This window comes from Ensifer sp. 22460, from assembly GCF_052044935.1.
In the GTDB taxonomy this organism is placed as follows: domain Bacteria; phylum Pseudomonadota; class Alphaproteobacteria; order Rhizobiales; family Rhizobiaceae; genus Ensifer.
Genome location: NZ_JBQENZ010000004.1, coordinates 53,716 through 67,846 on the forward strand (window position 1 = coordinate 53,716; position 14,131 = coordinate 67,846).

Genomic DNA, 14,131 nt, shown 5'->3' on the forward strand with positions numbered 1-14,131 from the left:
AAGCACAATGTGCGCTTTCTGTCCCAGCTGCCCACCCTCAAGGTGATCGGTGTGATTTCTTCGCTTCGAACGAAACGGAGAAACCTGCCGATCAAACCAACTCGACGTCGACCACGCCCGGCGCCGAGCGCAGCGCCGCAGCGATCTCGGGCGAGATCCGGAACTTCTCGCTCAGTTCCACCTCGATCTCGCGCTGACCGTTGTCCTTGATGACGACGAAGGAGACGAGACCGTCGCCCCTGGTGTTGAGGTGCGAGGCGATCGATTTCAGTGGGCCGGAATCGCGCACATAGACGCGCAGCGCCTTCTGCAGTTGCAGCGATTCTTCCTCGAGCGAGCGCAGGGTCTGGATGCGCAGCCCGATGCCTTCCGGCCGCTCCTCGGCGGCAACCGTCATGACCAACGATTTGCCCGGCTCCAAGAGGTCGCGATACTGGTGCAGCATTTCGGAGAACAGCACGGCCTCGAATTGGCCCGAGGAGTCCGAGAAGGCGACGATTCCCATCTTGTTGCCGGTGCGCGTCTTGCGCTCCTGCTTCGAGGTCACCGTGCCGGCAAGCCGGCCGGCGGTTGCCCCCTTCTTCACCGCGCCGGCGAAATCGCCGAAGGTCTGCACGCGCATCTTGGCGAGCAGCGCATTGTAGGTGTCGAGCGGATGGGCGGAAAGGTAGAAACCCAGCACCTGGAATTCGCGGTGCAGCTTTTCCGAAGCGAGCCAAGGCGTGTAGGTCGGGAGCGCAATACGCTCCGGCCCGGTTGCCGCCCCCGCCCCGAACATGTCGCTCTGGCCGCTCGTCTTGTTCTCCTGCGCACGCTGGGCGAAGCCGAGGATGCGGTCGAGCCCGCCGACCAGTTCCGCACGGTCATAGCCGAAGCATTCGAACGCGCCGGCAGCGATCAGGCTTTCGAAGACGCGACGGTTGAGAAGCTTGGGGTCGATCCTGAGGCAGAAATCCTCAAGGCTCGCGAAGGTCCGGTCGCCGCGCACTTCGACGATATGCTCAACCGCGGATTCGCCCACGCCCTTGATTGCGGCAAGCGAATAATAGATGCGGTTTTCGCCCGTCTGGAAATGTCGGAATGAGGACTGCACCGACGGTGCAATCACCTCGATGCCCAGGCGCTTTGCGTCCTGACGGAAGTCGTTGACCTTTTCCGTGTTGGACATGTCGAGCGTCATCGACGCCGCCAGGAACTCCACCGGATAGTGCGCCTTCATATAGGCGGTCTGGTAGGAGACGATGGCGTAAGCCGCTGCGTGCGACTTGTTGAAGCCGTAGTTGGCGAACTTGGCGAGCAGGTCGAAAATCAGGTCCGCCTGCGGCTTCGACACTTCGTTCTTCACGGCGCCGTCGACGAAGCGGGCGCGCTGCTTATCCATTTCCTCCTTGATCTTCTTACCCATGGCGCGGCGCAGAAGATCGGCTTCGCCGAGCGAGTAGCCCGAGAGCACCTGGGCGATCTGCATCACCTGCTCCTGGTAGACGATAACGCCCTGCGTTTCCTTGAGCAGATGGTCGATCTTCGGATGAATCGACTCGACTTCTTCCTCGCCATGTTTGCGAGCATTGTAGACCGGGATGTTCTCCATCGGGCCCGGGCGATAGAGCGCCACCAGCGCGATGATATCCTCGATGCAGTCCGGCCGCATGCCGATCAGCGCCTTGCGCATGCCGGCGCTTTCCACCTGGAACACGCCAACCGTTTCGCCGCGCGACAGCATCTCATAGGTCTTCGGGTCATCGAGCGGGATGCTCGCCAGATCAACTTCGATGCCGCGCTGCTTCACGAAATCGACGGCGACCTTCAAAACGGTCAGGGTCTTCAGGCCGAGGAAGTCGAACTTGACGAGGCCCGCCTGCTCCACCCATTTCATGTTGAACTGGGTGACCGGCATGTCGGAGCGCGGATCGCGATACATCGGCACGAGCTGAGACAGCGGACGGTCGCCGATCACGATACCGGCGGCGTGGGTCGAGGCGTGGCGATAGAGGCCTTCGATCTTCTGGGCGATGTCGAGAAGCCGCGCGACGACTGGCTCCTTCTCGGCTTCCTCCTGCAGGCGTGGCTCTTCCTCGATCGCCTTGGAGAGCGGCGTCGGATTGGCCGGGTTGTTCGGCACCAGCTTGCAGATCTTGTCGACCTGGCCATAGGGCATTTCGAGCACGCGGCCGACGTCGCGCAGTGCGGCACGCGCCTGCAGCGAACCGAAGGTGATGATCTGCGCCACCTGCTCGCGACCATACTTGCGCTGCACGTAGCGGATCACCTCTTCGCGCCGGTCCTGGCAGAAGTCGATGTCGAAGTCGGGCATCGAGACGCGCTCGGGATTGAGGAAGCGCTCGAACAGCAGCGAGAAGCGCATCGGATCGACGTCGGTGATCGTCAGCGCATAGGCAACGAGCGACCCTGCACCCGAACCACGGCCCGGCCCAACGGGAATATCGTGCTGCTTCGCCCATTTGATGAAGTCGGCAACGATCAGGAAGTAGCCGGGGAACTTCATGCGCTCGATAACGCCGAGTTCGAAGGCCAGGCGCTCGCGATACTCCTCTTCGCTATAGCCGGGCGCCATGCCGAGCCTGGCGAGACGCTCTTCGAGCCCCTCCTCCGCCTGGCGGCGCAGTTCGTCCGCCTCGGCGCGCTCCGCCTCTTCCGGATCTGCGGTGGCGCCGGTAAAGCGCGGCAGGATCGGTCCGCGGGTCTTCAGCATGAAAGAGCAGCGCCGTGCGATCTCGACAGTGTTTTCCAGCGCCTCCGGCAGATCGGCAAAAAGCGCAGCCATCTCCTTGCGGCTCTTGAGGTAGTGGTCCGGCGTCAGGCGGAAGCGGCTGTCGTCCGAAACCATGGCGTTGTGCGCGACCGCCATCAGGGCGTCATGGGCGTCATAGTCGGACGGTGACGGAAAGAAGGCTTCGTTGGTGGCAACCAGCGGAATGTCGAACTTGTATGCAAGGTCGATAATCCGGCTCTCATGGCGGCGGTCAAATCCGCCGTGCCGCTGCAGCTCGATATAGAGCCGGTCGCCGAAGAGATCATGCAGCGCCTCGAGACGCGCTTCGGCCAGTGCCGTCGAGCCCGCCTTCAGGGCCAGGTCCACCGGGCCGCCCGACGCACCGGTCAGCGCGATCAATCCGTCCGTACCGTTTTCGGCAAGCCAGGAGCGCGTGATCCGAGTCGCCTGGCTGCCCTCGCCGCTGAGATAGGCACGGCTCACCAGATCCACGAGCCGGGTGTAACCATCATCGGTCGCGGCGATCAGGACGATCGCGGGCAGCTTCGCGAGATGTTGCGCGTGGCCGCGCCGTTCGCCATCCGCCTCGTCTTCCATGTCGATGGAAAGCTGGCAGCCGGTAATCGGTTGCAGTCCGTCGTCGGCTGCTTTCTGCGAAAACTCGAGCGCGGCAAAGAGATTGTTGGTGTCGGCGATCCCGATCGCCGGCTGATTATCGGCAACCGCCTTGCCGATGACCTTCTTCAGCGGCAGCGCACCTTCGAGCAGGGAGAAGGCCGAGTGGACGCGCAGATGCACAAACTGCGGGTCCGAACCAAGCGCCTCGCTCGATGCTGCTTTGCCGTCGTCTGCCATTATTCGCACCCTGATTCCTGTCTGGTCGGCAGGATATCCCGTTTATCACCCGACATGTCCAGTTTCACCTGACACGTCGTCCCCCTTATTCAATCCAGGGGGCGCATTTCGGGAGGTGCTTGAGAGGAAATATCGACGCTCCTCAGAGGCCGAGCGCGATGAAAGAGATGCTTGCGATGAACAGGCTCATCGAAGCGAAGGCGGCGAGGTCACGAACAAAATCAGTCATAACATGGCTCCTTTTCCGTTATGTTTTTACTTTGTTCTATTTTTGTTCACGCGTCAAGCCGAGCACAGACGTTCTGTTGACGATGGTTAACACGGCAGTCGAATGCAGGTTAACTGCCAGGAAGCCGCTTGAGGAAAGCGCCGCGCCCGCATATCAAGAGGAACAACCAAGCGGAGCGTTCCGACATGCATGCACGTCTGATTCTGCCATTGCTGTTTCTGGTTCCGGCCGTCGCCTCCGCGGCCGAAACGATCGACCCTGCCCGCATCGTCTCCGCGGCGACCGGCGACTGGAACAAGGACGGTGACGCGGACCTCGCCCTGATCGTGCGCCCCGCAGATGGAAGCGACGATGACAACGGTGTCTATCTCTATCTGACCGGTGAGAATGGCGCTCTTGAGCTGAAGGCGGCGATCCCGAACAAGATTTGGGGCGACTTTGACTTTGCCGGACAGGCGCCGTGGGTCGAGGCGCTGCCGAGCGGTTCTTTGCTCATCTCCAGCCACAACGATTCCATCGGACGTGACCGCTGGGAACAGAAACTGACGGTCGCCTACCGCAATTTCGAGTTCGTGGTCGCCGGCTATACCTACTCATCCTACGATACACTCGATCTAGACAACACGTTGAAGTGCGACCTCAACGTTCTGACAGGCAAGGGCAAATCCAACGACAAGGCCATAGCCACCAAGGGCGAACTCGTCCTGCTCAAGGACTGGAACGACGATCGCGGCCAGAAGGCTTGCGGCGTTCAGTAATCAGGTGATTGTTCTCTATTTGTTCTTTACAACCAACACGGACCACGGCATCCTCGGCCAGAACATATGAGGAACCCACATGGCCGCGCTCGAACAACTGAAGGACTTTATCGTCGAAGCCAAATCGAAAACCTATGTCGGCGGCGGCGAGCCGCGGCCTTCCTCTCGCCAAGGCTCCCATGACATCGGCTACGAAACGGGCAGTTGGCGCTATCTCGACAGCTATTTCGGCGGAACCGATTTTGCAGGACAGGAAACAGTCTGGCAGGATGGCGAACCGCGCTGGGCGATGAACTACTTCGGCCGGATTATGCGCCCCGAGCTCACAACTGGAGAGAAGGCAGGTCTGGTCATCAAGGCTGCCCTACAGGCGATGTATCGTGAGAAGCGGCACTTCCTCGGCGGCATGGAGTTTCGGCATGCGCATGGCTACTACATCGATAGCAGCCGCGGCGACACCGAACATTTTTCCGGCCGCGAGGTCATCTTCGTCGATGGCGAGGAAGCTTACGAACTCGACTACCGCGGCGGCCTGATCCGGCGTTAGGAGCGACGCCAGAAGACGCGCACGCCGCGCCCAGGGCGGTCTGGGACTGAACTGTGAGACGTTTCTTCCGCGCTGGCCAAAGACAGTTGGAGGCAACGGCGCTGGGCGATCAACGCGCCCGCGCGGCCGGCGCCATCAGTTCATCTCGACGACCTTGCCGTCCTCGATCGTCACGCGCCGATCCATCAGCCCGGCGAGTTCATGATTGTGCGTGGCGATCAAGGCCGCGAGGCCCGACTGGCGCGCGAGCGCCTCCAGCGCTTCAAAGACATAACCGGCGGTTTCCGGATCGAGATTGCCTGTCGGCTCGTCCGCAAGAAGCACGAGCGGCGCGTTGGCGACGGCGCGCGCGATCGCGACGCGCTGCTGCTCGCCGCCGGAGAGCTCCGTCGGGCGATGATCGGCACGGTGACCGATGCGCATGTAGTCGAGCAGCGCCCTTGCCCTATCGGCGGCCTCAGCCTTGGGCAAGCCGGCGATCAGCTGTGGCATCATGATGTTCTCAAGTGCCGAGAACTCGGGAAGCAGATGGTGAAACTGGTAGACGAAGCCGATCTCGTTGCGGCGGATCGCCGTGCGCCGATCGTCGTTGAGGCCACCACAGGAGACGCCGTTGACCAGCACTTCGCCGCCATCCGGGCGCTCCAGCAGTCCGGCGACATGCAGAAGCGTCGACTTGCCGGTTCCCGAAGGCGCAACCAGCGCAACCGTCTCGCCACTTCTCAGGGTAAAATCCGCACCCTTGAGGATGGACAGGAACGTTTCGCCTTCCCCGTAGTGTCGCTCGACGCCGGAAAGCTGCAGTGCCACGCGCGCATTCATTCAGTTGATGTCCTTGTCATTCGTAACGCAGGGCCTGCACCGGATCGAGGCGCGAAGCACGCCAGGCCGGGAAGATTGTGGCGAGGAAAGAAAGGGTGAGTGCCATGACGATGACGAGCGCGGTCTCATCGGCATTCATGTCGGCCGGAAGCTGGCTCAGGAAATAGAGCTCTGGGCTGAAAAGTGTGGTTCCAGAGATCCAGGAGAAGAACTGCCGAATGGATTCGATGTTGAGGCAGACGACGACGCCGAGCGCCACGCCGGCGACCGTTCCCGCCGCGCCGATCGCGGCACCCGTCATGAAGAAGATACGCATCACCGAGCCGGAGGTCGCGCCCATCGTTCTGAGGATCGCGATGTCGCTGCCCTTGTCCTTCACCAGCATGATCAGGCCGGAAATGATGTTCAGCGCGGCGACGAGCACGATCAGCGTCAGGATCATGAACATGACGTTGCGCTCGACTTCGAGCGCCGAGAAGAAGGTCTTGTTGCGGTCGCGCCAGTCAGTAATGAAGATCTGTCGGCCCGCGGCATCCTCGATCGGCCGGCGCAGTTCGTCGACGACATCAGGATGCTCGACGAAGATCTCGATCGACTGCGCAAGCCCCTCCGCGTTGAAGAAGAGCTGCGCCTCTTCGAGCGGCATGAAGATGATCGTCGAGTCGTATTCCGACATGCCGATCTCGTAGATCGCCGAGACGGTGTAGGCCTTGACGCGCGGATTCATGCCAAGGGGCGTCACGTCGCCATTGGGCGAGGTCAGCGTGATTGTTCCGCCGACGCGAATGCCGAGTTGCTCGGCCATGCGTGAGCCGATCGCGACACCGGAGCCGGAGGCAAAGCCGACCATGTCGCCGGACTGGATATGGTCGGAAACCGACTTCATCTTGCCGAGATCGTCGGCGCGGATGCCGCGCACCAGCGCACCAGTAGAACTATCGCCGATGCCTTGCGCCAGAACCTGGCCCTCGACCAACGGGATTGCCATGGTGACGCCCTTGACGCCCGAGAACTTGGTCGCCAGCTCCGCATAGTTGTTGAGCGGCCCGTCGATCGGCTGGACGATCATGTGACCGTTGATGCCGAGAATGCGCGAGATCAGCTCGGTGCGGAACCCGTTCATCACGGCCATGACGATGATCAACGTCGCGACGCCGAGCATGATGCCGATGAAGGAGAAGCCGGCGATAACCGAAATGAAGGCTTCCTTGCGCCTGGAACGCAGGTAGCGCCACGCCACCATGCGCTCAAAGGCGGAAAAGGGACGGCTGGAGGACTTTTCAGGCTGCGTTGCGGCCTGCACCTGATCTTCAGTCACGGCGGTCATCCTGCCTTCCCTCGCCTCTTCACTTCGTTGCGATCAGCTTGTTGATCGCAGCTTCGACGGTCATGGTCTCGCGCTCGCCGGTCTTGCGATCCTTGACCTCGACTTCGCCGTTGGCGATCGAACGCGGGCCGACGATGATCTGGACCGGGACCCCGATCAGGTCCGCAGTCGCGAACTTTGCACCGGCGCGGTCGTCCGTGTCGTCGAGCAGTGCGTCGAATCCCGCCTTGCCGAGTTCGGAGTAGAGCGTCTCGCAGGCGCCGTCGCAAGCGGCATCGCCCGCTTTCATGTTGATGATGACGCCATCGAACGGCGAGATCGACTTCGGCCAGATGATGCCGTTGTCGTCATGCGACGCTTCGATGATTGCCGGCACGAGGCGGGTCGGGCCGATGCCGTAGGAGCCCATGTGCACGGCATGCTCCTTGCCGTCGGGGCCGAGAACCTTGGCGCCCATGGCTTCGGAATACTTGGTGCCGAAGTAGAAGATGTGGCCGACCTCGATGCCGCGGGCCGACAGGCGGTCGCCTTCGGCAACCGCATTGAAGGCGGCCTCGTCGTGCATTTCCGATGTCGCGGCGTAACGCGAGGTCCACTTGTCGAAGATCGCCTTCAGGCCGGCGACGTCCTCGAAGTTGGTTTCTTCGCCCGGAATATCGAAGCCGAGGAAGTCCTTGTGGCAGTAGACCTCGGATTCGCCGGTGTCGGCGAGGATGATGAATTCGTGGCTGAGGTTGCCGCCGATCGGGCCGGTGTCGGCACGCATCGGAATGGCGCGAAGACCCATGCGCGCAAACGTGCGCAGGTAGGCCGCGAACATGCGGTTATAGGCGTGTTCTGCCCCCTCGCGATCGAGATCGAAGGAATAGGCGTCCTTCATCAGGAACTCGCGCGAACGCATGGTGCCGAAACGCGGACGGATCTCGTCGCGGAACTTCAGCTGGATATGGTAGAGGTTGAGCGGCAGGTCACGATAGGACTTCACGTAGGACCGGAAGACGTCCGTGATCATTTCCTCGTTCGTCGGGCCGTAAAGCATCGGACGGTCCTGGCGATCCTTGATGCGCAGCATCTCCTTGCCATAGGCATCGTAGCGACCGCTTTCCTGCCAGAGCTCTGCGGACTGCAGAGTCGGCATCAAGAGTTCGATCGCGCCTGAGCGGTTCTGCTCTTCGCGGATGATCGCATTGACCTTGTCGAGAACCCGCTTGCCCAGTGGCAGCCAGGTATAGATGCCCGAGGACTGCTGCCGGATCATGCCGGTACGGAGCATGAGGCGGTGGGAAACGATTTCCGCTTCCTTAGGATTTTCCTTCAGGATGGGCATGAAAAAGCGGGACAGGCGCATGACGGGTTCCAGAACTTGATGAACGTCGCACTATCGGCGGATTCGGGCGAAATGACGTTGAGCTCGGGTGCCTTCTTCGCCGGTAGACTGGCAAGGGCGACCGTTGCTTCTCGGGGTCGAGCTCTCCATTATCCATCGCCAGCAAAGCCAACGTGAACCTTTATGAGCCTTGCGTTCATAGCTGCTTCGCAGGCGGAAGAAAACCCTACTCTCAGGCCATCGCCGGAAAGATCGGAGCCACTGATTTTGAGGGGAAAGACCGGAAAAGCCTGCGTCAAAAGAGCACGCTAGTAACAAGATTACGACAGGAGTTGTCAACGGGAATATTTTACCCAACTGTAGCAAAAATGCAAAAAAACAGGATGACACAGCTTAATGTTTGGGCTAATTTCGGCTCACAAAACAGGCATGAAGACTAAATTCTTGCCGACTTTCGCGGTCAAGTCTTGGGAGGATAAGATCTTAGGCGCGCTTCGTCGCTGCCGCCGGAAACGGATTAGGATCACGCGAAACTTGAAAAACAAGGCTTTTAGCCTTGTTTTTTTTTGCTTTTCTCGCCCCGTCGCGAGCACGAAGCAGATGTAAAAATTGAACTATGTCAATTCGGCGGCGGTCAACCCTGCAATTGCGCTGGTTCCACCCACAGCATCGCGCGCGGCGTCATCATGACGCAGAAATCAAGCACCCGGCAGCCTTGCGGTTCGGCTCAGCCCATCCGCCTTGCCGATATTCTCAATAGAATTTCGGGTAAAACCGCGGAATGGAATCGATCCCGTAGCCAAGTTTGACGGAGACGATGTACCAGGCGAGCTGGATGACAGCCGCGATCGCCGTGGTCAAAAGCACGACCCGTTTCGCATTGAACTTGGCCGGCGCGCTTTCGACGCTTCCCGGGACGACGCTGTTTTCCTCCGCTTGCGTGCGCACTCCCAAGGGAAGCACGGCAAACAGCGTGATCCACCAGATGATGAAGTAAATAGCAAAAGTTGAAAACAGTGGCATTTCCGGCTCCCGGTGAAGGCGATCGACGCAACGACCGCAGGCCGTTTCGCCGCGACATCCGCGACATTCTGTCCGCCTTATAGCGCCGCCGGCCCGATCAGACAAACGCGCATCGCGCGGTCAACTGTCACACCTCTTCGAGTTCGATCAGCGTACCCTGGAAATCCTTGGGGTGCAGGAAAAGCACCGGCTTGCCATGCGCACCGATTTTCGGCTCGCCGTCCCCCAGAACGCGAGCTCCGGCCGCACGCAGCGCGTCGCGTGCGGCGAGGATATTGTCCACCTCGTAGCAGATGTGATGCATTCCGCCCGAAGGGTTCTTCGCCAGGAAAGCGGCGATCGGCGAGGTCTCGCCGATCGGCTCCAATAGCTCGACCTTGGTGTTCGCCAGCGTGACGAACACCACGGTTACGCCGTGTTCCGGCAACGTCTGCGGCTCGGTGACGGATGCACCAAGCGTCGAGCGGTAGCTTTCGGCGGCGGAGGCAAGATCCGGCACGGCGATGGCGATATGGTTCACTCTTCCGAGCATTGCGATCCTCCCGCGTCCTGTACCGGCCCCGCTTACACTGCCGCGGGGCGACCGCCAATCAGACTTTGGTGACAAACACCGTTACAATCGGCTTCTTGCCCCACGTCTGGTTGGCTGTGCTGCGAACGGCGCGGCGAACCGCTTCCTGCAGCATGGCCAGATCCTTTCGCTTTGCCCGCGGAATACTCTCGACCGCACCGAGGATCGCGTCATAGAGCGTATCCTCCATGTCTTCGCCCTCGTCATCGAATTCCGGCAGGCCGATCGCCACGATGTCCGGGTCACCAAGGAAATCGTAGCGGCCGTCGAGTACGACGTTGACGGCGACGTGCCCTGCGAAGGAGAGCTTGCGGCGTTCGCCGATGCCCATCTCTTCGAAATCGCCGATGAGATTGCCGTCCTTGTAGATGCGGCCATGCGGCGCTTCGTCGATGACCTCGGCCGGGCCTGGTGCAAGACGCAGCATTTGACCGTTCCGAAGGCGCGGAACGCTGGCGATGCCCGACTGCTGACCAAGTTCGGCATGGGCCGTCAGATGCGCGGCCTCGCCATGCACCGGAACGAGAATCTGCGGGCGCAGCCATTGATACATCTGCTGCAGCTCGGTGCGGCGCGGGTGACCGGACACATGCACCAGCGCTTCACTGTCGGTGATGATGTGTATGCCCTGCTCGACCAGGCCATTCTTGATGTCGTTGATCGCCTTCTCGTTGCCGGGGATGGTGCGCGAGGAGAAAACGACCGTATCGCCGGCGGAAAAAGCCACGTTGCGCATCTCGTCGCGGGCAATCTTGGCGAGTGCTGCCCGAGGCTCACCCTGGCTACCGGTCAGGATGACCACGACCTTGTCGCGCGGCACGTAGCCGAACTCGTCTTCGGCAAGGAAAGGCTTGATCCCTTCCATCAGGCCGAGATCCGCAGCCACGGCGACGACCCGCTTCATCGAACTGCCGAGCAGCAGCACATCCCTGCCCGCCTCTTCCGCCGCCTCGGCGATCGAGCGGATGCGCCCGACATTCGAGGAAAAAGTCGTTATCGCGACCCGGCCCTCGGCGTTGGCGATGATCTTCGTCAGGCTCTCGGAGACTTCCTGTTCCGACGGCGAAACACCATCACGCATCGCATTGGTGGAATCGCAGATAAGCGCCAAGACGCCTTCGTCGCCAATCTGGCGGAAACGCGTCTCGTCGGTCAGGGGCCCGAGCGACGGATGCAGGTCGATTTTCCAGTCGCCGGTGTGGACGACAGTGCCGACCGGGGTGCGGATGATCAGCGACATCGGCTCGGGGATCGAATGGTTGACACCGACCGCCTCGATCTCGAACGGGCCGACATTGATGCGGTCGCCCTGTTTGAAGATCGTCACCGGGATCTCACTGCGGCTTCTCTCGAAATCGCGCTTGGCTTCCAGCATGCCCGCCGTGAACGGCGAGGCATAGACCGGAACGTTGAGGCCCGGCCAAAGATCGTTCAGGCCGCCATAATGGTCCTCGTGGGCGTGGGTAATGATGATGCCCTTGAGATTGCGGCGCTCTTCCGCCAGGAAGCTGATATCTGCGAGAACCAGATCCACGCCTGGAAGGTCCGGCCCCGGAAAGGTGACGCCGCAATCGACCATGATCCACTGGCGGCTTCCGGGCCGCCCGTAGCCGTATAGGCCAAGATTCATGCCGATTTCGCCGACGCCGCCAAGCGGCAAGAACACCAGTTCTTCGTCTTGCGCCATATTGTAACGCGCCCTTGTTCTAGGAATTATCCGAAAAATACGTCGCCGGCGGCAATCGCGTGCATCGTGCCTGACCCGGTATCGAGCATCAACCGCCCGGTCTCATCAATACCGGCAAAGCGGCCCGAAAGCGACCGGTCCGGCAGGTTCACAGTTATCGTCTCACCGATGCCGCGGGCGGCCGACCGCCACTGCTCGATGGTCTTTGCAATACCCGCGCCGCGCTCCCACAGCGACAACGTCTCCGCCATCGTCATGAACAGCCGCGCGAAAAGTTCGTCCGGAGAAACCGAAGCGCCTTCCTTCCTCAACGAGGTAACGGGATAGAGGGCCTCGTCCGGCTGGACGGCAATGTTGATGCCACAGCCAATGACCAGTGCCTGGCGCCCATCTGCAAGCGCCTCACCTTCGAGCAGGATGCCGCAGGTCTTCTTCCCATCGATGAGGATATCATTCGGCCATTTGATCTCGACCGGTGCAGCGCCCGGCGGCATCACCTGGCGGATTGCCCGGTGCACGGCAACAGCAACCGCGAGCGGCAGGGAATGCAGATGCTCGATCGGCGCTGGATCAATCAGGAGAAGCGATGCGTAGAGATTGCCGGGCTCAGAGAACCAGGCGCGACCGCGGCGTCCCCGGCCACCGGTCTGCCTGACAGCGGTGACCCAGAGATTGCCCGGGTCGCCCTGGCGCGCACGCGCCAGGCATTCGCTGTTTGTTGATCCAACCGCATCGAGAGCGACGTGCCGGAAATCGTCGGGCGATATCCGGCCGCCGCTTTCAAGGGCGATCAAAAGAAGGTCCGCGCCGCGGCCTCGGCAGCGCTTCCAAGCGGACCGCCGATCAGGACGTATCCAAGGACGAACAGACCCGAGAGTCCGAACACCAGTTTCAGTTCGCCAGCCGTACGGGCGAACTCGCCCTTGGCGTCATCGAACCACATCACCTTGATGACGCGCAGGTAGTAATAGGCGCCGACAACGGATGCGAGGACGCCGATGATGGCGAGTGCATAGAGCTGCGCTTCGATTGCGGCCATGAACACGAAGTACTTCCCGAAGAAGCCTGCCATCGGCGGAATGCCGGCGAGCGAGAACATCAGGACGGTCAGTACGGTCGCCATGAAGGGGTTTGTCTGCGAGAGACCAGCGAGGTCGTCGACGTTTTCGACGTTTTCGCCTTCCTTGCGCCGCATCGCCAGGATGCAGGCGAAGGTGCCGAGCGTCATGACCATGTAGATGAGCATGTAGAGCAGCACGCCGCGAACACCCGCCATCGAGCCGGCAGCAAGGCCGACCAGCGCGTAGCCCATGTGGCCGATCGAGGAATAAGCCATCAGACGCTTGATGTTCTTCTGGCCGATCGCCGCGAAGGAACCGAGCAGCATCGAAGCGATCGAGATGAAGACGATGATCTGCTGCCAGTCGGCAACGACGGGTTCAAAGGCATTGATGACGATACGCACAAGGATCGCCATGGCCGCAACCTTCGGCGCTGCCGCGAAGAAGGCGGTGACCGGCGTCGGCGCACCCTCGTAAACATCCGGCGTCCACATGTGGAACGGCACGGCCGAGATCTTGAACGCGAGACCGGCGAGCACGAAGACGAGACCGAAGATCAGGCCGAGCGAACGTCCCTCCGCCGTCAGTGCAGCGGCGATCTGGGTAAAGCCGGTGTGACCGGTGAAGCCGTAGATCAGCGACATGCCATAGAGCAGCATGCCCGAGGAAAGCGCACCGAGCACGAAGTACTTGAGGCCGGCCTCGGTCGAGCGGATGCTGTCGCGGTTGATCGCAGCGACGACGTAGAGCGCCAGCGACTGCAGTTCCAGCGAGAGGTACAGCGACATCAGGTCGTTGGCCGAGATCATCAACAGCATGCCGAGCGTTGCCAGCACCAGAAGCACCGGGAACTCGAAGCGATCGATCTGGGCGGAACGCGCGTGACCGACTGTCATCACCAGCGCCGTGATCGAGCCGATCAACGCCAGCACCTTCATGAACTTGGCGAAGGGATCCGACAGGAAGGCGCCGCCATAGGCCGAGCCTTCGCCGGTCTTTAGCACGAGCCAGAGACCGGCGATGATCAGAACGGCAACCGCAAGGCCGGTGACCGTCGACGCCGATTTTTCGCCGGCAAACACGCCGATCATCAGCAATGCCATCGCGCCGACCGCGAGGATCAACTCGGGGATCGAGAGTTGCAGGCTTGCAAGGAGGGTTTCAGCAGTCATGTCCAATCACGTCCTGTG

The 14,131-nt window shown here is 61.1% G+C and carries 11 protein-coding genes; 2 read left to right on the forward strand and 9 right to left on the reverse strand.

The features are described from left to right. Positions 1-91 precede the first annotated feature (91 nt). Positions 92-3,589: a DNA polymerase III subunit alpha gene (gene dnaE, locus ACTJKM_RS06155; protein WP_057252296.1), complete on the reverse strand. Its 3,498-nt coding sequence runs from the start codon at positions 3,587-3,589 to the stop codon at positions 92-94. A gap of 414 nt (positions 3,590-4,003) precedes the next feature. On the opposite strand from dnaE, the gene ACTJKM_RS06160 reads away from it, so the two are divergent. Further along, positions 4,004-4,576: an FG-GAP repeat protein gene (locus ACTJKM_RS06160; protein ID WP_057252297.1), complete on the forward strand. Its 573-nt coding sequence runs from the start codon at positions 4,004-4,006 to the stop codon at positions 4,574-4,576. A 79-nt stretch (positions 4,577-4,655) separates the two neighbouring features. After that, a complete protein-coding gene (locus tag ACTJKM_RS06165) occupies positions 4,656-5,123 on the forward strand; it encodes a DUF5680 domain-containing protein (protein ID WP_058329347.1) in 468 nt (155 codons plus the stop codon). A gap of 135 nt (positions 5,124-5,258) precedes the next feature. Here ACTJKM_RS06165 and ACTJKM_RS06170 read toward each other — a convergent pair whose 3' ends face one another. The 8 genes from ACTJKM_RS06170 to nuoN form a co-directional block, all read right to left on the reverse strand. Then, positions 5,259-5,945 (reverse strand): ABC transporter ATP-binding protein, encoded by a 687-nt coding sequence (locus ACTJKM_RS06170; protein ID WP_057252300.1) that lies wholly within the window; start codon positions 5,943-5,945, stop codon positions 5,259-5,261. 16 nt (positions 5,946-5,961) lie between these two features. After that, on the reverse strand, positions 5,962-7,272 hold the full coding sequence (locus ACTJKM_RS06175; RefSeq protein WP_058329348.1) for a lipoprotein-releasing ABC transporter permease subunit: 1,311 nt from the start codon (positions 7,270-7,272) through the stop codon (positions 5,962-5,964). Between the two features lie 19 nt (positions 7,273-7,291). Then, on the reverse strand, positions 7,292-8,620 hold the full coding sequence (proS, locus tag ACTJKM_RS06180; protein WP_058329349.1) for a proline--tRNA ligase: 1,329 nt from the start codon (positions 8,618-8,620) through the stop codon (positions 7,292-7,294). A gap of 732 nt (positions 8,621-9,352) precedes the next feature. Continuing rightward, a complete protein-coding gene (locus tag ACTJKM_RS06185) occupies positions 9,353-9,622 on the reverse strand; it encodes a DUF1467 family protein (RefSeq protein WP_057252306.1) in 270 nt (89 codons plus the stop codon). Between the two features lie 127 nt (positions 9,623-9,749). Next, complete coding sequence (gene mce / locus ACTJKM_RS06190; RefSeq protein ID WP_058321489.1) at positions 9,750-10,154, reverse strand: methylmalonyl-CoA epimerase; 405 nt, start codon at positions 10,152-10,154, stop codon at positions 9,750-9,752. Positions 10,155-10,212: 58 nt separating this feature from the next. After that, positions 10,213-11,880 (reverse strand): ribonuclease J, encoded by a 1,668-nt coding sequence (locus ACTJKM_RS06195; protein WP_058329350.1) that lies wholly within the window; start codon positions 11,878-11,880, stop codon positions 10,213-10,215. 26 nt (positions 11,881-11,906) lie between these two features. Further along, on the reverse strand, positions 11,907-12,671 hold the full coding sequence (locus ACTJKM_RS06200) for a biotin--[acetyl-CoA-carboxylase] ligase (protein WP_058321535.1): 765 nt from the start codon (positions 12,669-12,671) through the stop codon (positions 11,907-11,909). Beyond that, a complete protein-coding gene (gene nuoN / locus ACTJKM_RS06205; RefSeq protein WP_057252312.1) occupies positions 12,671-14,113 on the reverse strand; it encodes an NADH-quinone oxidoreductase subunit NuoN in 1,443 nt (480 codons plus the stop codon). The genes ACTJKM_RS06200 and nuoN overlap by 1 nt, the downstream gene beginning before the upstream one ends. Positions 14,114-14,131: the final 18 nt, after the last annotated feature.

Excerpts from the sequence above, each read along its gene's own strand:
- ACTJKM_RS06185 (WP_057252306.1), bottom strand. The coding sequence starts at position 9,622 with ATGCCACTGTTTTCAACTTTTGCTATTTACTTCATCATCTGGTGGATC.
- ACTJKM_RS06160 (WP_057252297.1), top strand. The coding sequence starts at position 4,004 with ATGCATGCACGTCTGATTCTGCCATTGCTGTTTCTGGTTCCGGCCGTC.
- nuoN (WP_057252312.1), bottom strand. The coding sequence starts at position 14,113 with ATGACTGCTGAAACCCTCCTTGCAAGCCTGCAACTCTCGATCCCCGAG.
- ACTJKM_RS06195 (WP_058329350.1), bottom strand. The coding sequence starts at position 11,880 with ATGGCGCAAGACGAAGAACTGGTGTTCTTGCCGCTTGGCGGCGTCGGC.
- ACTJKM_RS06175 (WP_058329348.1), bottom strand. The coding sequence starts at position 7,272 with ATGACCGCCGTGACTGAAGATCAGGTGCAGGCCGCAACGCAGCCTGAA.
- mce (WP_058321489.1), bottom strand. The coding sequence starts at position 10,154 with ATGCTCGGAAGAGTGAACCATATCGCCATCGCCGTGCCGGATCTTGCC.
- ACTJKM_RS06170 (WP_057252300.1), bottom strand. The coding sequence starts at position 5,945 with ATGAATGCGCGCGTGGCACTGCAGCTTTCCGGCGTCGAGCGACACTAC.
- proS (WP_058329349.1), bottom strand. The coding sequence starts at position 8,620 with ATGCGCCTGTCCCGCTTTTTCATGCCCATCCTGAAGGAAAATCCTAAG.
- ACTJKM_RS06165 (WP_058329347.1), top strand. The coding sequence starts at position 4,656 with ATGGCCGCGCTCGAACAACTGAAGGACTTTATCGTCGAAGCCAAATCG.
- dnaE (WP_057252296.1), bottom strand. The coding sequence starts at position 3,589 with ATGGCAGACGACGGCAAAGCAGCATCGAGCGAGGCGCTTGGTTCGGAC.